Source organism: Pseudomonas sp. DW-iso17, from assembly GCF_058725345.1.
The window spans coordinates 488174-508067 of sequence record NZ_JBZXEA010000011.1; the positions used below are offsets into that span (position 1 = coordinate 488174).

Consider the following 19894-nt stretch of genomic DNA (forward strand, 5'->3'; position numbering starts at 1 on the left):
TCCACCGCTATCGCAGGCAAGCCAGCTCCCACAGTTGATCCGGTTCCGTCAGTGATGACGGTATTTACGGGACTACCGATGCTATTCAACCAAGCCTCACGCCTGGCCAAGATCAACAGCCCCCTCGGGCCGGATGTGCTGCTGCTCAACGAAATGGGCGGCGGTGAAGAGTTGGGCCGGCTGTTCAACTATGAGCTGCAACTGACGTCCCTGGACGCCAACATCGACCTGAACCAATTGCTGGGTAAACCGATGAGCGTCGGCCTGCAACTGGCGGACGGCGGCGAGCGGCATTTCCACGGGATCGTTGCGCGGTGCAGCCAGAACATCGACAAAGGCCAGTTCGCCAGTTACCAAGTCACCCTGCGCCCTTGGCTGTGGTTGCTCAGCCGCACCTCCGACTGCCGGATTTTCCAGAACCTGAGCATCCCGCAGATCATCAAGCAGGTGTTCCGTGACCTGGGTTTTTCCGACTTTGAAGACGCCCTCAGCCGGCCGTATCGCGAGTGGGAGTACTGCGTGCAGTACCGCGAGACCAGCTTCGATTTCGTCAGCCGACTGATGGAACAGGAAGGCATCTACTACTTCTTCCGCCATGAACAGGACCGCCATGTGCTGGTGCTGGCCGACGCCTATGGCGCCCACACCAGCGTGCCCGGCTACGCGTCGATCCCCTACTACCCCAAGGACGAGCAGCAGCGCGAACGCGACCATATGCACAATTGGCACCTGGCGCAGGAGGTGCAGCCGGGCTCGCTGGAGCTGAACGACTACGACTTCCAGCGCCCCAGCGCGAGCATCGACGTGCGCTCGGCCATGCCGCGCCCGCACACCGCCGGCGACTACCCGCTGTACGACTACCCCGGTACCTACGTGCAAAGCGCCGACGGCGAACACTATGCGCGCACCCGCATCGAGGCCCTGCAAACCCTGCATGAACAGATTGAGTTCAGCGGCAATGCGCGCGGGCTGGGCTCGGGCCATCTGTTCAGCCTCACCGGTTTCAGTCGCCAGGACCAGAACCGCGAGTACCTGATCGTCGGTTGCCGCTACTTCATCGTGCAAGAAAGCCTGGAAAGCGGTGGCGGTTCAGGCTCGGCGCAGTTTGAAAGCAGCCTGACCTGCATCGACGCCCAACAGAGTTTCCGCCCGCTGGCCAATACTCACCGCCCCATCGTCAAAGGCCCGCAGACCGCCTTGGTGGTAGGCCCCAAGGGCGAGGAAATCTGGACCGACCAGTACGGCCGCGTGAAGGTGCATTTCTACTGGGACCGCCATGACCAATCCAACGAGAACAGCTCGTGCTGGATTCGTGTGTCGCAATCCTGGGCCGGCAAGAACTGGGGCTCGATGCAGATTCCGCGCATCGGCCAAGAGGTGATCGTCAGCTTCCTCGAAGGCGACCCCGACCGACCGATCATCACCGGGCGGGTGTACAACGCTGAGCAGACGGTGCCCTACGACTTGCCGGAGAACGCCACCCAGAGCGGCATGAAAAGTCGCTCCAGCAAAGGCGGCACGCCGGCCAACTTCAATGAAATCCGCATGGAGGACAAGAAGGGCTTGGAGCAGTTGTATATCCATGCCGAGCGTAACCAGGACATCGTGGTAGAGGTGGATGAAAGCCACTCGGTGGGGCATGACCGCAACAAGAATATTGGGCATAACGAGACGGTGACCATTGGCAGTAACCGCCTGCGGGTTGTGCGCAATAACGACACGGTGATCGTGGGCGGTGCCAAGTCCGACAGCGCCGCCACGAGTTACACCATCGAGGCCGGCGAGAGTCTTCGCCTGGTGTGCGGCGACAGCGTGATTGAGCTCAAGGCTGGCGGCGACATCAACCTGACCTGTGGCTCGTTCAACCTGTTTTCCACCGGCAGCAGCAAGATCCAGACGAAGGGCAAGCTGGACATCAACCTGGGCAGCGACAAAGGCACTTCGCCGGGTGCCCAGGGCGTGCAAAGCACGATCAAGTCCGCCGTCGAGTCAAAATTCCCCGGTAAGCCCGGTGCTGGTCAATAACGAGATTTTGTCACCATGAACTACCTGATCAACGAAGCCCAATTCACCCTTCCCGACGCCGAGGTACAGGACACCTCCATCAATATCCTCAAGTTCGCCAAGCTGGGCACCACCCTGGTGGTGAGCCGCAGCCCGTTGGCGGACGGCGAAAGCCTGCAAAGCAATTTTGAAGGCCAGCTGAAAAAACTCGAGCAGCAGGTCAAAGATCTGCGCTATAGCCCTGCACAAGCGGTCAAGGTCGGCCCAGCGCAGGACATCGATGCGTTTGAAGTGCAGAACCACTTCAACAAAGGCAGCGACAACATTTACCAGTATCAGCTGGCGATGCAGATACCTGGCACCCGCAATCTGATTGCCCTGAGCTACGTCAAGACCCAGCCCCTGGGCCCTGCCGAAGCGGCACACTGGGCAACGCTGAAAAACACACTCCACTTCCTCGCCACGCCCTGAGTCGAGTCTGAGCAATGAGTGAGGATCTTTGGGCGGCCCGCGAAGGCGACGCACTGCTGCACACCTCGGTGATGGCCGATATTCTCGGCGGCGTGCTGGAAGTGGCCGCCTATGCGGCGCTCACCACCGTGGGCTGCCTGGCCGTTGCCGGGGCGGTGTTCCTCGCGACGGGTGCAACCATCGCCACCGGCGGTGTAGCCCTGGTGTTGGTGGTGGGCGCGGTCGTCGGTATTACCGCTGGCCTCACGGGGGCGGACTTGAAGATATCCAGTTGGTGCGAGTCCGCCGCCAACTGGGTGTTCCCGCCGGTGATCGATGCCTTCATCACCAGCGGTTCGCACAACGTGTTCATCAATGGCAAAAAGGCCGCCCGCGCCGCAGGCAAGATGACGGCTGTACCGGTCGCGCCCAGCGAGCCGGCAGCGCCGAGCTTCCTGGATATGGCCGGGGAGTTTTTCTCGCAGATGTGGCGCCCGACCGTCGCCTCGCCCGCCCCCGGCACCGAGCCGTGCCCGCTGGACACCGTGGCGTGCAACAAGCATCCGCCCATGCCCCTGCAGTTTATTGCCGAAGGTTCCAGCTCGGTGTTCATCAACGGGCAGCCTGCGGCACGCAGCGGTGATCGCAGTACCTGTGACGCCAAGATTGGGACGGCTGAGGGCCTGATTTCGCCGGATGTGCGCATTGGTGGTGAGACCATTGTGGTGCAGGAGATTCGTAGCGGGAAAACGCCGGGGGTGGGGCTGGCGATTACTGCCTTGATGATGCTACGCGGCAATGTGAAGTGCTTTTGGAGCAAACTGCCCTGCCTGTTCGGCAGTGTGGTGGTAGGGGCTGGAGTCTCCTATGGCACCAGCAAAATAACCTCTGCGCTCAAGAGCGCCATGAACGGCTCCCCCAACCCCGTGCACAGTGCGACCGGCGCTAAGATTCTAGGTGATGAGGATGAACTGGATTTCGTGCTTCCTGGGCTGTTTCCCATCGATTGGCAGCGTTTCTACAGCAGCCTCGACGCACGGACCGACGGTCTCTTTGGGGCGGGCTGGAGCGTTGCCTATGAGGTATCGGTCGAGATCGATAAAGACGAAAACTTGTTTTATATCGATGAACAGGGAAGGCGCTTGGAGATCGGTTACATCCCTGCGTCCGGCGGAGCATTCGACCCAGTCGAAGGTCTTGCGGTCAGGCGCAGTGGTGACGCAGCGGTCTTGATCGAGAGTACCGACGGCCTGTATCGGCTGTTCGAACTCGACCCGCAGAACCACTCTCGAATGCGTCTGCAACTGCTAGGTGATCGCAATGAAGGGCGGATCTTCCTTGATTACGATGCCCAAGGACGGCTGTGCCGCCTGCGCGACACCCATGACTTGATGCACGTCGACCTAAGCTACACCGCAGAGCATCCTGGGCGTGTAAGCCATATCGAACGCCGTTACCTGCGCCAAGACCATTTCGATGGGCGCTGCGACGTGCTCGTCAGCTATCGCTATGACAGCAACGGCGATCTTGCCGAAGTCTTGGACGCCCAGGGCACGACCCTTCGCAGCTTTGCCTACGACAGCGGCAGGCGCATGACCGTGCACCGATTGCCGAGTGGCATGCGCTGCTTCTACCAATGGGCTCAAGTACCTGGCCCAGAGGGCTCGGAATGGCGCGTCAGTCGGCACTGGACAGATGCGGGTGATGAATACACCTTCGACTACGACTTGGATGCGGGCATTACGCGCGTCACCGACGGGTTGAGGCGCGTCAGCACTCGGCATTGGAATCCGCAGTTCCAGATCACTCGCTACATCGATAACCTCGGCCATACGTGGCAGTTTGAATGGAGCGAAGATCGCCAGCTGCTCGGTGCGATTGACCCGCAAAACGGCCAGTGGCGTTTCAACTATGACGCGTGCGGCAACCTGAGCGCCGTCATCGATCCACTGTCCAGAACCAGCAGCACGCAGTGGCTGGCGCATTGGGCATTGCCCGAGGTGGAAACCGATACTGCGGGCCACAGCTGGCATTATCGCTACGACCAGCGTGGTAACTGCATCGAGGAAATCAACCCCCTGGGCAACCGTACGCGCTATGTCTATGACGGTTTCGGCCAGCCGGTACGCATCATCGATGCGACCGAAAAAACCAGAACATTGCATTGGAACGAATGGAGCCAACTGGTCGAAGAAGTGGACTGCTCGGGTTATCCCACTCGCTATCAGTACGACGCCTTCGGCAATTTGGTGGTGCAGACCAATGCCGAGGGTGAATCGGTGCGCTATCGGTACGGTCCTCAGGGGCTACTACTGGAATGCCAGCTTCCAGATGGCCGCGTCGAACTGTTCCAGCGCAGCGCAAATGGTTATCTGACTGCCCACGTTGACCCTGCCGGCAGCACCACACGCTATGACTATGACGTTCGTGGCTTGGTCAAACAACGCCGGGATGCGCATAACCGTTCGGTGATGTTCGATCATGATGCCTACGGACGACTCCGCAAGCTGACCAACGAGAATGGCGAGAGCTATCGCTTTGAGTGGGACGCAGCCGACCGCATGGTGCAGCAGCAGGATCTGGATCAAAGCCGACGCTGCTACACCTACGATTCACTGGACGATATTGTTGCCGTGGACTATCTACCGGGAACAGAGGGCGAGCCGGTAGCGCCGTTGTCGCACCAGTTTCAGCGCGATCCTGTTGGCCGCCTGGTCAGTAAAACCACCGCGGACGGCACCACGGTCTATGAACACGACCTGAACGACCAGTTGGTCGGTGTCACCTTCACCGCCCTTGATGGCCGCCAGCAGCTACTCGGTTTCAGCTATGACGCGCTGGGGCAACTGCTTGAGGAGCAAAGCTCGGCAGGGTCTGTGCAGCATCGTTACGACGAGCTGGGAAACCTGGTTCAAACCGGCTTGCCCGACGGTCGATGGTTGAACAGGCTGTACTACGGTAGCGGCCACCTGCATCAGTTGAACATCGATGGAAAAGTCATCAGCGACTTTGAGCGTGATCGCTTGCATCGCGAAGTACAGCGTACCCAGGGCCAACTCAAAACGAGTACCGCATACGACCGAAGTGGCAGGGTTCGCTCACGACAGCGTCGCAGCATTGACCAGCCTTGGCAGTTGCCTCCCCTGGTCGAGACGGACTATAGCTTCGACCCCAGTGACAACCTGATCGGGCGACGTCGTATAAACCACCAACATGATCATCAAGAACATCTGGGTTACGACAGCACCGACCGAATCCTTTTAAGCCACCAAGTTGGCCGGACCGAAACATACGCCTATGACGCTGCGGCCAATCTGCTGGACCGCCCAAATCAAGGTGGTCTCATACGACATAATCGCCTGCTCGTCTATCAAGACATACGGTATGCCTATGATGCTTTAGGAAGAATGATCGAAAAACGCAGCTCTGCTCGTGGCTTGCAGCGCTTTGCCTACGATGCGGAAAGCCGGCTGGTTGAAGTGCGAAATGAGAGCGGCCACGTGGTCAGGATGACCTATGACCCCCTAGGGCGGCGGATCGAAAAAACCGAACATGATTACAATGGCCGCCCGTTGGGCCAGACGAGTTTCACCTGGGATGGTTTACGTCTGTTGCAGGAGTTCAAACACAGCCAGACCAGTCTGTATCTATACGAAGGTGAAAGCTACGTGCCCCTGGCCAGGATTGACGGCATCGGCCCACTGCAAAAAACCCGCTACTACCACAATGATCTTAACGGACTGCCGGAGCGACTGACCGAGGCCGATGGGCAAATTACCTGGCGTGCGACTTATCAGGTGTGGGGCAATACCTTGGAAGAGGTGCGGGAGCCACATTACATTGAAGAGCAAAATCTACGATTCCAAGGGCAGTATCTGGATCGGGAGACGGGGCTGCATTTTAATACATTCCGGTTTTATGATCCCGACGTGGGGCGTTTTACAACGCCGGACCCTGTCGGGCTAGCAGGAGGTTTTAACCTTTATCAGTATTCTCCTAACCCCTCGGGATGGATCGATCCGTTGGGATGGGCACCGTGCGGCTCAACCACTGCTAAGCTTCAAGCGCATGCCAATGCAGCGAAGAAGGCTGTCTACAGTAACCCCCAAAGGTCATTGACCCCGAGGCAAAGAGCAGCGGTGAAACGAGCCTATGATAGAGGCGATCTCGGACAAGCACGTTCTCGCTATCGCAGGTATGTAGGGCAGAGAATTGATGCAAACTTCAAAACCAGAGTAAAAAATGATCCATCATTGGGACACCTGGAGGTATCGAAATCAGGGCAGCGTCTTCCCGATGTGTATGAAACTAAAACTAAAACCTGGTGGGACCTCACGACTAAGGCTGATTGGAAAAGAGGCACGCATCAGCGGCGTTATGGGGACTGGGGCAATGGTTATGAAGGAATATTATGGTGAATGACAAAATGCCATCATTCGTACTGTCAGGCATACAGCAAGACGGGCTTGTGTTACCTAAAAAAACGCGTTTTGAAAAAGAACGTGTTATCGATTGTAAATTAAAAGATGCGAAGCTCTCCGATCCGATTTTCGATCAGTGTATATTGGAAAGCTGCAGCTTTGAGAAAAGTGATTTTTCCGGTTCAAGATTTTTCAATAAGACCTTATTAGCCCATTGTCACTTCAAGACGGTTGACTTTCAGGCTTCAGGCTTCAGCAACAGCAAATTCGAGAACTGCACTTTCATAAAGTGCAACTTTCGAGAAGCGTCTTTGAAAGATTGCGAATTCAGCAACTGCATATTTACCCAGTGCAAGATCATTGACAACTCGTTCAATGCCAGCAAAATAAAAAACCTCAAGTTTTCGGGAAAATTACAAGAGGTAAGTTTCATATCCGAACCGCCCAACACCCCCCTTCTTGTTGATTTTGAATTGTGCAAACTGGATTGGGTAACGTTTACAGACTGTGATCTTGAGCAGATCATTCCTCCTGCAGATCCCCAGCACATTTTTTTCAAAGACGTGTCTGTTCGCGCCCGCAAAGCGCTCGCATTGATTATCTCTGAGCCAGAAAACCCGATCAATAAGTTATTGAAACGCCGTCTGCAAAAGCTCACAACGCAACGAGGCGCACTCTTCAATATCAAGAATCTTGAAGAGTACGAAGGGCCGGAATTCACCAAACAATTTATCGAGTTTCTTCAGGGCACTTAAAAACAGAGGGGCAATCCTGAATTAAAAGTTCTGATGATCGGAGCCAAAATTAATGACAGGACGCTAAAAATGGGCAGATCACTCAGATCAAAGTCGACACAAAAGTCAGATAAACCTGTCACCTTCATTGGTGCTCTTGCCCATAAAAAGAGACAACGTTATTTAAGCCAATAACGCTCGTCGCATTGCCTGCCCACTTGTTAAATAAACACTATACCTCCCTTACACGCCAGGTGTTTTCTGCGATCTCTGATTCTGAACAATCTTCAATAAATTGATCATTTCATTTATGTGTTCCTGACGTTTTTCAATATTGTCCATACGAGATTCTTCAGTCGGCGCCACTGATGATTCGGCCGCTTCGTACGGTTCGTAAAGAAGTTTGAAACGTTTAGCGAGCTCCGGCATTTGCTCTTCGATTGCATCCATCGACGCCTCAAGGTTCTTCAGGCGCCCATCTGTGTCCTTAGGCGCTTGATCGCTCGGCTGCACCGCATTTGCTTCTGCTCCTAAGTTGAGAAAAATAAACAGGTTGGCCGTTGCCTCATTTTTTATTTCAGCACCGGTGAGGCGAGCCTCCATTTTTTGCTCTTTCGTCGCGGCAGGGTCTACGGTTCCAATCGTGCCATCTGCATTCTGTACTGGCGCTCCTGGCATCTGACTTTGCGCTGTAAATTTATTCTGGAAGTAGTTAGACGTGAATTGCTGGCCGACAGTGAAGGGGCTGCTGATTATGTTGTTTGCACTGGCCGTTATAAAAGCATTACGCACACTGGCCGCTACTGATGGAGGGGCCGGCGGCAAGTTCTGTGGCTGACTCACAATGTTTTGCGCGGTGCTCACTACACCACTCGGAGTGTTCGGCACAGCCGTTGGTTTTGTTGGAGTAGGTGTGATTGGCTTAGGCTTCACAGTTGGCTTAGGCGTTACCGTTGGCTTAGGCTTCACAGTTGGCTTAGGTGTGGACACGGCAGGGGAAGATCCACCATTAGTTCCGCCAGTTCTAGGTTTGCCTGGAGTGTGAGGTTTGCCTGGAGCGCCAGGTTTGAATTTAAGATCTTCGGGGGCAGGAAGGTCTAATTGATCGGGTCCCAAATTATTAGCAATCGCAGCACCCATTTGCCTTTTTTTAGCAGCGATCTCCTCCGGGGTCGCTGCTATGCATTTAAATACCTGCTCGTCCGCGCCACTCGAAACGCCCTCAACGTTAGCGGTGGCTGCTCCGGCAGCACCCGACGCCGACGGAGCCTTCGCTTCTACTTTTTTCTCGTGGGGTAATTGGACAGGTGGAACAAAAGGCAGATCAAGAACTTTCATATATACACCTCTAAATGAGTTTAGAGAGCGCTCCCTGCAGTCTCGCGCTATATGTGTCCTGTCGTTTGGATGTAGTTCCACACTGAGTCAATATAGAAACTCTATAACATCGATTCGATCAATGGCTACTGTACTCACTTATATCTACGCAAGAGGCAACGTCTGTTGTGGTGGCAAAAATGCTTCTCTCGCACAATAAAAATGGGCACCCGACCCAGTCGGCGTGCCCATTTTCTTTGCCGCCCCGCCTCCCTTCGAGACGGTACCGCTTAACTTACGGGTTGACGCTGTCTTTGAGCGACTTGCCCGGCTTGAACGCTACCGTGTTGCTCGCCTTGATTTTCACTGGCTCACCGGTTTGCGGGTTTTTGCCGGTGCGGGCGCCGCGGTGGCGTTGCAGGAAAGTGCCGAAGCCGACCAGGGTGACGCTGTCCTTGCGGTGCAGGGCGCCGGTGATTTCTTCGAGGACGGCATTGAGGACGCGGTTGGCCTGTTCTTTGGTGAGATCGGCTTTTTCAGCGATGGCGGCTGCGAGATCTGGTTTACGCATATGTGAAGCCTCTTTGACGGTTTTTTGTTGTTATGTCCGTGCTGCTCTCTGGTGGAGCAGCGCCAAGGCGCCGCAGGCTCTACTCTGCGGCAGACGGGAGTGAGGATGGCACGCCCTCGGGCGCCGCGCCAGTCTCGCGGCGGCCTTTCTCGGGGTATGAACGTGATGTTTGCGACAGAACGGGTGGTATTTACGCCAGTAACGGCGGAAGTTCTTTGTTCAGCGCCAGTTTTTCCATGACAGCGCTGCCGGTCAGTGCATAACCCAGCAGACGGCCGCTGGCATCGCGGCACAGGGCCTTGATGTCGGCACCCTGCCCTTCGACGCTCCAGACGCCTTCGGTGCCTCGTGGCGCAGGTGATACCACCAGCGGGCAGACCGGGGTTTTCACGGTGATGGGCATCGGCCCATAGCTCACCGCCGTGGCATTGCCAGCCAAGGTGTGTGCCAGGGCGCGAGCGCAGCTCATCAGCGGCATCACGTACAACAGGTTCAGGCCATCGACCTCGGCGCAGTCGCCCAAGGCGTAGATATTAGCGTGGGAGGTCTTGAGGTGACGGTCCACCATGATTCCGCGGTTGATTTGCAGGCCAGCGGCTGCGGCCAGGTCTACGCGTGGGCGCAGGCCGATGGCGGACACCACCAGGTCACAGTGGATCACTTCGCCGTCCGAGAGGTGCGCTTCAAGGCCATCAGCGGCGCGTTGCAGGCGATTGAGCACCGGGCCCAGGTGAAAGCGCGCGCCGATGCCTTCGAGCCCGGCTTGCACCGCGGCGGCCGCCGCCGGGTGAAGCAGGGTCGGCATGACTTGCTCACAGGGCGCGACCAGGTCGATTTCATAGCCGCCCAGGATCAGGTCGTTGGCAAATTCGCAGCCGATCAGGCCGGCGCCGAGCAGCAGCACGCGCCGTTTGCCAGCAGCAGCGGCACGAAAGCGTGCGTAGTCTTCCAGGTCGTTGATCGGGAAAATCAAATCAGCCGCATCGCCTTCGACCGGTACGCGCACGGTTTCTGCGCCCCAGGCCAGGACCAGGTCGCGATAGGTCACCGCTTCCTCGCCGATCCACAGACGCTTGTGGCCTGGGTCGATGCCGCTGATACGCGTATGGGTGCGCACCTGGGCCTTGAGCTGCTCGGCCATGGCGCCGGGTTCGGCCATGCTCAGGCCATCGGCTTCCTTGTTCTTGCCAAAGCCGGTGGAGAGCATGGGCTTGGAGTAGGAGCGTCCGTCATCGGCAGTGATCAGCAGCAATGGGGTCTCGCTGTCGAGCTTGCGAAACTCCCGGGCGACGTTGTAACCGGCCAATCCTGTGCCGATGATCACGACAGGTGCGTTCATTCCTTTCTCCTTGTAGTACGTTTCTTAAATTCGGGATTACGCGATTTCGATCATTTCGAAGTCCGACTTACCCACGCCGCAGTCCGGGCACAGCCAGTCTTCCGGGACGTCCTGCCACAGAGTGCCTGGTGCAATACCGTCATCCGGCCAGCCGTCCGCTTCGTTGTAAATAAGGCCACAGACGATACATTGCCACTTCTTCATTACGTGCTTCCTCAGGTTCAGGCGTGTTGGCCGGCGGTCGATGGATCCAGCGTTGCCGCGCGGCTCAGGGCGTTTTGTACTGATCGGGGCCGGCAGATGCAAGCACGTTCGACGCAAACGGCCGGTTTGGCGCGGCAAAAGTTCAGGGTGCCATGGTAAGCTCGCCGCCTCTTTTGCTGCCAATACTGACTCACCGTGCCGCACTCAATCGCCCTTCCCGATGCTTGCCAATGGCTGACCCAGAGCCTTCTGAGCCCCTTGCCCACGCCCTTGACCCTCAACTGGCTATTTGACGAAGGCTCGCTGACGCGACGGCTGACGTGGCTGTCCAACGAGGGTTTCAGCGTGACGCCGCTGTTCGAAGGCTGGCAACCGTTGCGCGATGATGAATGCGCCGCCCTGGACCTGCCGCCGGCCAGTATCGGCTGGGTACGCGAGGTGTATTTGCGCGGGCACGGCCTGCCTTGGGTGTTCGCCCGCAGCGTGGCGGCCCGCAGTGCTTTGCAGGGCGATGGCCTGCACATGGACGAGCTGGGCAGCCGTTCGCTGGGCGAGTTGCTGTTCTGCGACCGCGCCTTCACCCGCCAGGCCATTGAAGTGTGTCACTACCCTCGTGCCTGGCTGCCGACAGCGGACCAGTCCGATAATCTGTGGGCACGCCGCTCGCGCTTCGACCGCGGAGCGCTGAGCGTGCTGGTGGCGGAAGTCTTTTTGCCGAGTTTCTGGCGCGCGTTGCACGATCATCCGGAGAACTGCTGATGTACCAACGTCTGCTCAAGTCCTTGAACCGCCTGAACCCCAGGGCCTGGGACTTCATTCAGTTGACGCGCATGGACAAGCCCATCGGCATCTACCTGCTGCTGTGGCCGACACTGTGGGCCCTGTGGATCGCCGGCAAGGGTTCGCCGTCGCTGATCAATATCGTGATTTTCGTGCTGGGCGTGGTGCTCACCCGGGCCGGCGGCTGCGTGATCAATGACTGGGCCGACCGCAAGGTCGATGGCCATGTGAAACGCACCGAGCAACGCCCGCTGGTGAGCGGCAAGATCAGTTCGAAAGAAGCGCTGGTGTTTTTTGCCGTGCTGATGGGCATCAGTTTCCTGCTGGTGCTGCTGACCAACGCCAGCACCATCCTGCTCTCCCTGGGCGGCCTGGCTCTGGCGGCGAGCTACCCGTTCATGAAGCGCTACACCTATTACCCCCAGGTAGTGCTCGGTGCTGCGTTTTCCTGGGGCATGCCAATGGCGTTTACCGCCGAGACCGGCCATTTACCTGCCACGGCGTGGCTGCTGTACATCGCCAACCTGTTGTGGACGGTGGGCTACGATACCTATTACGCCATGACCGACCGCGATGACGACCTGAAGATCGGGGTGAAATCCACCGCGATTTTATTTGGCGATGCCGACCGCGTGATCATCCTCACCCTGCAAGGCCTGGCGCTGGCGTGCCTGTTGCTGGCCGGCGCACGGTTCGAGCTGGGCGGGTGGTTCCACCTCGGGTTGCTGGCGGCAGCGGGCTGTTTTGTCTGGGAGTTCTGGTACACACGGGACAGGGACCGCATGAAGTGCTTCAAGGCGTTCTTGCATAATCACTGGGCGGGGTTGGCGATTTTTGTCGGGATCGTGGTGGATTACGCGGTTCGCTGAGGATTCTGTGGTGGCTGTTGGGACGCCATCGCAGGCAAGCCAGCTCCCACATTTTGACTGTATTCGCAGATCAAAAAATGGGGAGGGGCTTGCCTCCGATGGATTCAGCAGCGCCGCAGACTTAAGGCTTGATGATGTGCCAAACGCTACCCTTGCCATCACCGGTCTTGTCACCGGCTTTCTTGTCGTCCTTGTAGGTGTAGACAGGCTTGCCTTTGTAGGCCCACTGGCTGGTCTGGTCGTCGCGGGTGATCACCGTCCAATCGCCGGTCTTGGTGTCAGTGGACTCTGCCTTCAGCGGTGGCCAGTTGGTCGCGCACTGGTCCTTGCACACTGATTTGCCATCAGCGTCCTTGTCGAAGGTATAGAGCGTCATCCCCTTGTGATCCACTAACATCCCGTCTTGGGTCATCGCCGGCTCTGCCGCAAACGCCAGGCCTGGCAGCGTCAACACCGCAGATACCAGCAGGGCTTTCCAGGAAACAGTGCTGTAAGTCATCGGAACCTTCCTTTTGTGGTTGTCAGGATTCGGACCCAAAGGGTAGTCCAGAGTGCCGTTAATTGCCCAAGCGACTAAATTACTGTCACACGACTGCAATAATTCCGTTATCTAATGCGGCGCAAGACAGTTAAATGACAAGAGGATTGAGCATGGTTGGCAGGAGCATTCTGATCGTTGACGACGAAGCGCCCATTCGCGAAATGATCGCCGTCGCGTTGGAAATGGCCGGCTATGACTGCCTGGAGGCGGAGAACTCCCAGCAGGCCCACGCCATTATCGTCGACCGCAAGCCGGACCTGATCCTGCTCGACTGGATGCTGCCCGGCACCTCAGGCATCGAGTTGGCCCGCCGTCTCAAGCGTGACGAGCTGACCGGGGATATCCCGATCATCATGCTCACCGCCAAGGGCGAAGAGGACAACAAGATCCAGGGCCTGGAAGTCGGCGCCGATGACTACATCACCAAGCCGTTCTCTCCACGGGAACTGGTGGCGCGCCTCAAAGCCGTGCTGCGCCGCGCCGGCCCGACCGATGGCGAAGCGCCTATCGAAGTCGACGGCTTGATCCTGGACCCGATCAGCCACCGCGTGACCATCGACGGCAAGCCTGCCGAGATGGGACCGACCGAATACCGCCTGCTGCAATTCTTCATGACCCACCAGGAGCGTGCCTACACCCGTGGCCAACTGCTCGACCAGGTATGGGGCGGCAACGTCTATGTGGAAGAGCGCACTGTGGATGTGCATATCCGCCGCCTGCGCAAAGCCTTGGGCGATGCGTACGAGAATCTGGTACAAACCGTGCGCGGCACCGGCTATCGGTTTTCTACCAAAGGCTGAGCCAGTCCCTTCCTCCCTTAACAGCTGACAAGGACGCATGTTTAAGTGAACCAGAACTGGCACGGCACCCTGATCCGCCACATGCTTCTGTTGATCACTGCCTGCCTGCTGGTCGGGCTGATCAGTGGCTATTACGGCTGGAGCCTGGCCGCCGGCATCGCGTTGTACCTGGGCTGGACCCTCAAACAATTGCTGCGCCTGCATGAATGGCTGCGCCAGCACAAACCCGACGAAGCACCGCCCGATGGCTACGGCCTGTGGGGCGAGGTGTTCGACAGCATCTACCACCTGCAACGCCGCGACCAACGGGTACGCGGGCGCCTGCAAGCGGTGATCGACCGGGTGCAGGAGTCCACCGCCGCACTCAAGGACGCGGTGATCATGCTCGACAGCGACGGCAACCTCGAATGGTGGAACCGCGCCGCCGAGACTCTGCTGGGCCTCAAGACGCCCCAGGACAGCGGCCAGCCGGTGACCAACCTGGTACGCCACCCGCGCTTCAAGGAGTACTTCGAGCAGGACAACTACGAAGAAGCCCTGGAAATCCCCTCGCCCACCAACGACCGCGTGCGCATCCAGCTGTACCTGACCCGCTACGGCAACAACGAACACTTGATGCTGGTACGTGACGTGACCCGTATCCACCAGCTGGAACAGATGCGCAAGGACTTCGTCGCCAACGTCTCCCACGAGTTGCGCACGCCCTTGACGGTGATCTGCGGCTACCTGGAGACGTTGCTGGACAATGTCGATGAGATCAACCCGCGCTGGAGCCGCGCCCTGCAGCAGATGCAGCAACAAGGCTCACGCATGCAAACCCTGCTCAACGACCTGCTGTTGCTGGCCAAGCTTGAAGCCACGGACTACCCCTCGGACAACCACCCCGTGGCGGTGCAGAGCCTGTTGCAGACGATCAAGAACGATGCCCAGGCGCTCTCAGGCGAACGCGGGCAGCAGATCACGCTGGAGGCCGACCCAACCGTATTGCTCAAGGGCAGTGAAGGCGAACTACGCAGCGCCTTCTCCAACCTGGTGTTCAACGCGGTGAAGTACACCCAGGACAAGGGCAATATCCGCATTCGCTGGTGGGCCGACGAGCATGGCGCACACCTGAGTGTGCAGGACTCGGGTATCGGTATCGACGCCAAGCACCTGCCGCGCCTGACCGAGCGCTTCTACCGTGTCGATTCCAGCCGTAACTCCAATACCGGCGGCACCGGGCTGGGCCTGGCCATCGTCAAACATGTGCTGTTGCGCCATCGGGCCCGCCTGGAAATCAGCAGCGTGCTGGGGCATGGCAGTACCTTTACCTGTCATTTTCCGCCGGCGCAGGTAAACCGTTCGCGAGCGGTCGAGGCCGATGATTAAGTGGAAGTGAGCACGGCCCACTGTGGGAGCTGGCTTGCCTGCGATGGCGGCGGGTCAGCCAAATTATCGGTAGCAGGCAGACCGCCATCGCAGGCAAGCCAGCTCCCACACGGGTTCTGTGAGACGATTTTGCAGCCCCGCCCGGCAGCGGGCACTAGGCAAGCGCCCCGTCAGCCGCTACATTGGCCGACTTGCGCCTGCCTTTCAGGCCTACCTGTCACCCTTATTGAACACACGGAACCTGCAAAACCCCATCATGGACCCTTCCCCTGGCATTACCCTCGCTACACTCTTCGCCGATTTCGGCATGATTCTTTTTGCACTGATCCTGGTACTGCTCAACGGTTTCTTCGTTGCGGCGGAATTTGCCATGGTCAAACTGCGCGCCACCCGCGTCGAGGCCATCGCCCATAAGAACGGCTGGCGCGGGCAGATCCTGCGTACCGTGCACAGCCAGCTCGACGCCTACCTGTCGGCTTGCCAGTTGGGTATCACCCTGGCGTCCCTGGGCCTGGGCTGGGTCGGTGAACCGGCCTTTGCGCACATCCTCGAGCCGATGCTGGGCGCGGTCGGCGTGCAGTCGCCTGAAGTGATCAAGGGCGTGTCGTTCTTTGCCGCCTTCTTCGTGATTTCCTACCTGCACATCGTGGTCGGTGAGTTGGCCCCAAAATCCTGGGCGATTCGCAAACCCGAGTTGCTGTCGCTGTGGACGGCCGTGCCGCTGTACCTGTTCTACTGGGCGATGTACCCGGCTATCTACCTGCTCAACGCCAGTGCCAACGCGATCCTGCGTATCGCTGGCCAAGGCGAGCCTGGCCCCCACCATGAGCACCATTACAGCCGCGAAGAACTCAAGCTGATCCTGCACTCCAGCCGCGGCCAGGACCCCAGCGACCAAGGCATGCGCGTACTGGCCTCCGCCGTGGAAATGGGCGAGCTGGAAGTGGTGGACTGGGCCAACTCCCGGGAAGACCTGGTGACCCTGGACTTCAACGCCCCGCTCAAGGAAATCCTCGCGCTGTTCCGTCGCCATAAATTCAGCCGTTACCCGGTGTATGACGCGGTGCGCAACGAGTTCGTCGGCTTGCTGCACATCAAGGATTTGCTGCTGGAACTGGCGGCCCTGGACCATATCCCCGAATCGTTCAACCTGGCCGAATTGACCCGTCCATTGGAACGCGTATCGCGACATATGCCGTTGTCGCAACTGCTGGAGCAGTTCCGCAAAGGCGGCGCGCACTTCGCCCTGGTGGAAGAGGCCGACGGCAAGATTATCGGTTACCTGACCATGGAAGACGTGCTGGAAGTGCTGGTGGGCGATATCCAGGACGAACACCGCAAGGCCGAGCGCGGCATCCTCGCCTACCAGCCCGGCAAACTGCTGGTGCGTGGGGACACGCCGTTGTTCAAGGTGGAACGCCTGCTGGGCGTCGACCTGGACCACATCGAAGCCGAAACCCTGGCCGGCCTGATCTACGACACGCTCAAGCGCGTGCCGGAAGAAGAAGAAGTGCTGGAAGTTGAAGGCTTGCGGATCATCATCAAGAAGATGAAAGGGCCGAAGATCGTGTTGGCCAAGGTGCTGCTGCTGGACTAACTGCAGGCGCAGTGCTGCGTGTGGGAGCGGGCTTGCCCGCGATAGCGGTGGGTCAGCCAGCGCATCGTTGACTGAGAGATTGCTATCGCGGGCAAGCCCGCTCCCACATGGACTAAGCGTCGCCTTGAAGGGTCACGCACCCGGCACGAAATGCTTCTGCGCCGTGCCACGGGCGATAAGGCGGGAAATGTAGTCCAGCTTCTGCGCATCCTGGTCGATAAAGCGGAAGGTCAGTTGCAACCAGTCGCTGTCGGGCTTGGGCTCGTAGGCGACGATGGCGTGCAGGTAGCCGTTGAGCCGTGCGACTTCGGCGTTGTCGCCCTGCTCAAGGTCGAGCACGGCGCTTTCCAGCACCTGAGGCAGGACCTCGCCACGCTTTACCACCAGCAACGCTTCCTTGATGCTCAGGGCCTTGATCACGCATTGCTGGGTGCCGCTTGCGAGGCGCAACTGGCCCTGACCGCGACTGCCAGCCGGCGCCGCTGCGGCGGGGGCCTTGACTGGCGGTGTATTGAGCAAACCTTTGCTGGGCGCCGCCACCGGGGCCGGCTTGACCGCTTCGGGTTTGCCGCCGGTCAGGGCGCTCAGGGAGTCGTTGCCAAAGGCTGAGTTCATCTTGGTCGGCGCGCTGGCAATCAGCGCATCGAGGCGACCGATCTTGTGCAGGGCCTGCTTGACCTTGTTCAGCAACTGCTCGTTGGTGAATGGCTTGCTGACGTAGCCGGAAACGCCCGCCTGGATGGCCTGCACCACGTTTTCCTTGTCGCCACGGCTGGTCACCATCACGAACGGCATGGCCTTCAGGTGCGCTTGCTCGCGGCACCAGGTCAACAGCTCAATACCGGACATTTCCGGCATTTCCCAGTCACACAGCACCAGGTCGAAGGTTTCGCGCATCAGGATGGATTGCGCCTTTTTGCCGTTCACCGCATCTTCGATCTTGATTCCGGGGAAGTAATTGCGCAGGCACTTCTTCACCAGGTCGCGAATAAACGAGGCGTCATCCACCACCAACACACTGACTTTACTCATCGACCCTTCATCCTATAAAAACGTCTGCAAAACGCCTGACTGATGGCATTTTGCCAAAACTCGCGGGTCACAGAAGGACTTTATGGCGCCTGCTGTGCAAAAAATTCAGATGCCACAAACGAAAACGCCCGGCCAGAGGCCGGGCGTTAATTTCTCGGGCAACCTTACTTATCGTCAGATTCGCCCGAAACATTAGGGATTAGATCAGCAGTCCCTTCAACTTCGGCTTTCATGCGCTTGAGGCCCATGTGCCGCACATCGGTGCCGCGCACCAGATAAATCACCAATTCCGAGATATTGCGCGCGTGGTCGCCGATACGCTCCAGGGAACGCAGCACCCAGATAATGTTCAAGACCCGCGAGATCGAGCGCGGGTCTTCCATCATGTAAGTGGCCAACTCGCGCAGCGCGGTCTTGTATTCGCGGTCGATGATCTTGTCGTACTGGGCCACCGACAACGCCAGTTCGGCGTCAAAGCGGGCGAAGGCGTCGAGGGCATCGCGCACCATGTTGCGCACCTGATCGCCGATATGGCGCACCTCCACGTAGCCACGGGGGGCTTCACCCTCTTCGCACAGCTGGATGGCGCGGCGGGCAATCTTGGTGGCTTCATCACCGATGCGTTCCAGGTCGATCACCGACTTGGAAATGCTGATGATCAAACGCAGGTCCGAGGCCGCTGGCTGGCGGCGGGCAAGAATGCGCAGGCACTCCTCGTCGATATTGCGTTCCATCTGGTTGATCTGCTCGTCAATCTCACGCACCTGCTGGGCCAGGCCCGAGTCGGCCTCGATCAGCGCGGTGACCGCATCATTGACTTGCTTCTCCACCAGCCCGCCCATCGCCAGGAGGTGGCTGCGCACTTCCTCAAGCTCGGCATTGAACTGCGCGGAGATGTGGTGGGTAAGGCCTTCTTTGCTAATCATGTTGGCGTCCTTGGAGCGTCCGGTAAGGTGCGGAAAACCGCAGCGTCAGTGCAATCAGAACCACAGCTTCCTAGCCGTAGCGACCGGTGATGTAGTCTTCGGTCTGCTTCTTCGCCGGATTGGTGAACAGGGTGTCGGTGTCGCCGAACTCCACCAGCTTGCCCATGTACATAAACGCGGTGTAGTCGGAAACCCGCGCCGCCTGTTGCATGTTGTGGGTCACGATGACGATGGTGAACTTGGACTTGAGCTCGTAGATCAGCTCTTCGACTTTCAGGGTGGAGATCGGGTCGAGGGCCGAGCACGGTTCGTCGAGCAGCAGCACTTCCGGCTCTACGGCGATGGTACGGGCGATCACCAGACGCTGCTGCTGGCCGCCGGACAAGCCGAGTGCCGATTCGTGCAGGCGGTCCTTGACCTCGTCCCACAATGCCGCGCCCTTGAGCGCCCACTCAACGGCTTCATCGAGGATGCGTTTCTTGTTGATACCCTGGATACGCAGGCCGTAGACCACGTTTTCGTAGATGGTCTTGGGGAACGGGTTGGGCTTCTGGAACACCATGCCCACGCGGCGACGCAGCTCGGCCACGTCCTCGCCCTTGCGGTAGATATTGGTGCCGTAGAGGTTGATCGCGCCTTCCACACGGCAACCGTCCACCAGGTCATTCATGCGGTTGAAGGTACGCAACAACGTCGACTTGCCGCAGCCCGACGGGCCGATAAAGGCGGTCACACGCTGTTTTGGGATGTTCATGCTGACGTCGAACAGCGCCTGCTTGTCACCGTAGTACAGACTCAGGCCCGGTACTTCGATGGCCACGGTTTCCTGGGCCAGGCTCAGGCTCTGCTTGTCGCGACCCAGGGCAGACATGTTGATGCCGTGGGATTGGGTTTCGTGTTGCATGGGATGCTCCCTGTGCTACCAATTCATTCGTTGAACC

The 19894-nt window shown here is 58.5% G+C and carries 17 protein-coding genes; 9 read left to right on the forward strand and 8 right to left on the reverse strand.

Features of this window, described 5'->3' with window-relative positions; genetic code table 11:
• The first annotated feature begins 78 nt into the window (after nucleotides 1-78).
• The 4 genes from AC4PS6_RS10175 to AC4PS6_RS10190 are packed head-to-tail and all read left to right on the forward strand — an operon-like array spanning nucleotide 79 to nucleotide 7630.
• Complete coding sequence (locus AC4PS6_RS10175; RefSeq protein ID WP_014720503.1) at nucleotides 79-2025, forward strand: type VI secretion system Vgr family protein; 1947 nt, start codon at nucleotides 79-81, stop codon at nucleotides 2023-2025.
• Nucleotides 2026-2040: 15 nt separating this feature from the next.
• Complete coding sequence (locus AC4PS6_RS10180; RefSeq protein ID WP_014720504.1) at nucleotides 2041-2475, forward strand: DcrB-related protein; 435 nt, start codon at nucleotides 2041-2043, stop codon at nucleotides 2473-2475.
• 14 nt (nucleotides 2476-2489) lie between these two features.
• Nucleotides 2490-6872, forward strand: a complete 4383-nt coding sequence (locus AC4PS6_RS10185) for an RHS repeat-associated core domain-containing protein (protein WP_336827103.1) — start codon at nucleotides 2490-2492, stop codon at nucleotides 6870-6872.
• Nucleotides 6869-7630, forward strand: a complete 762-nt coding sequence (locus tag AC4PS6_RS10190; RefSeq protein WP_169855613.1) for a pentapeptide repeat-containing protein — start codon at nucleotides 6869-6871, stop codon at nucleotides 7628-7630. The genes AC4PS6_RS10185 and AC4PS6_RS10190 overlap by 4 nt, the downstream gene beginning before the upstream one ends.
• A 222-nt stretch (nucleotides 7631-7852) precedes the next feature.
• Here AC4PS6_RS10190 and AC4PS6_RS10195 read toward each other — a convergent pair whose 3' ends face one another.
• The 4 genes from AC4PS6_RS10195 to AC4PS6_RS10210 form a co-directional block, all read right to left on the reverse strand.
• Nucleotides 7853-8947 carry a type III secretion effector protein gene (locus AC4PS6_RS10195; protein ID WP_014720506.1) on the reverse strand — a complete coding sequence of 365 codons (1095 nt, stop codon included), beginning with the start codon at nucleotides 8945-8947 and terminating at the stop codon, nucleotides 7853-7855.
• 274 nt (nucleotides 8948-9221) lie between these two features.
• Nucleotides 9222-9497: an HU family DNA-binding protein gene (locus AC4PS6_RS10200; protein WP_003195589.1), complete on the reverse strand. Its 276-nt coding sequence runs from the start codon at nucleotides 9495-9497 to the stop codon at nucleotides 9222-9224.
• A gap of 190 nt (nucleotides 9498-9687) precedes the next feature.
• Nucleotides 9688-10836 (reverse strand): NAD(P)/FAD-dependent oxidoreductase, encoded by a 1149-nt coding sequence (locus tag AC4PS6_RS10205; RefSeq protein WP_336827105.1) that lies wholly within the window; start codon nucleotides 10834-10836, stop codon nucleotides 9688-9690.
• Nucleotides 10837-10872: 36 nt separating this feature from the next.
• A complete protein-coding gene (locus tag AC4PS6_RS10210) occupies nucleotides 10873-11040 on the reverse strand; it encodes a rubredoxin (RefSeq protein ID WP_014720509.1) in 168 nt (55 codons plus the stop codon).
• Nucleotides 11041-11235: 195 nt separating this feature from the next.
• Here AC4PS6_RS10210 and AC4PS6_RS10215 point away from each other — a divergent pair, with 195 nt between their 5' ends.
• Complete coding sequence (locus tag AC4PS6_RS10215) at nucleotides 11236-11799, forward strand: chorismate--pyruvate lyase family protein (protein WP_058410132.1); 564 nt, start codon at nucleotides 11236-11238, stop codon at nucleotides 11797-11799.
• A complete protein-coding gene (gene ubiA, locus AC4PS6_RS10220) occupies nucleotides 11799-12689 on the forward strand; it encodes a 4-hydroxybenzoate octaprenyltransferase (RefSeq protein WP_014720511.1) in 891 nt (296 codons plus the stop codon). The genes AC4PS6_RS10215 and ubiA overlap by 1 nt, the downstream gene beginning before the upstream one ends.
• A gap of 121 nt (nucleotides 12690-12810) precedes the next feature.
• Here ubiA and AC4PS6_RS10225 read toward each other — a convergent pair whose 3' ends face one another.
• Entirely contained in the window at nucleotides 12811-13188 is a 378-nt protein-coding gene (locus tag AC4PS6_RS10225; RefSeq protein ID WP_014720512.1) for a COG4315 family predicted lipoprotein, read from the reverse strand.
• A 152-nt stretch (nucleotides 13189-13340) separates the two neighbouring features.
• On the opposite strand from AC4PS6_RS10225, the gene phoB reads away from it, so the two are divergent.
• The 3 genes from phoB (at nucleotide 13341) to AC4PS6_RS10240 (ending at nucleotide 16995) form a co-directional block, all read left to right on the forward strand.
• Nucleotides 13341-14030, forward strand: coding sequence for a phosphate regulon transcriptional regulator PhoB (gene phoB / locus AC4PS6_RS10230; protein ID WP_003195617.1), 690 nt, complete (start codon nucleotides 13341-13343; stop codon nucleotides 14028-14030).
• An 81-nt stretch (nucleotides 14031-14111) separates the two neighbouring features.
• Nucleotides 14112-15398: a phosphate regulon sensor histidine kinase PhoR gene (gene phoR, locus AC4PS6_RS10235; RefSeq protein ID WP_178123077.1), complete on the forward strand. Its 1287-nt coding sequence runs from the start codon at nucleotides 14112-14114 to the stop codon at nucleotides 15396-15398.
• A 256-nt stretch (nucleotides 15399-15654) separates the two neighbouring features.
• Nucleotides 15655-16995 (forward strand): hemolysin family protein, encoded by a 1341-nt coding sequence (locus tag AC4PS6_RS10240; protein WP_003195620.1) that lies wholly within the window; start codon nucleotides 15655-15657, stop codon nucleotides 16993-16995.
• 132 nt (nucleotides 16996-17127) lie between these two features.
• On the opposite strand, the gene AC4PS6_RS10245 is transcribed toward AC4PS6_RS10240, so the two are convergent.
• The 3 genes from AC4PS6_RS10245 to pstB form a co-directional block, all read right to left on the reverse strand.
• Nucleotides 17128-18027 (reverse strand): response regulator, encoded by a 900-nt coding sequence (locus tag AC4PS6_RS10245; RefSeq protein ID WP_014720514.1) that lies wholly within the window; start codon nucleotides 18025-18027, stop codon nucleotides 17128-17130.
• 164 nt (nucleotides 18028-18191) lie between these two features.
• Complete coding sequence (phoU, locus tag AC4PS6_RS10250) at nucleotides 18192-18953, reverse strand: phosphate signaling complex protein PhoU (RefSeq protein WP_003195624.1); 762 nt, start codon at nucleotides 18951-18953, stop codon at nucleotides 18192-18194.
• A 70-nt stretch (nucleotides 18954-19023) separates the two neighbouring features.
• Nucleotides 19024-19857 (reverse strand): phosphate ABC transporter ATP-binding protein PstB, encoded by an 834-nt coding sequence (gene pstB / locus AC4PS6_RS10255; RefSeq protein ID WP_003195626.1) that lies wholly within the window; start codon nucleotides 19855-19857, stop codon nucleotides 19024-19026.
• Nucleotides 19858-19894 lie beyond the last annotated feature (37 nt).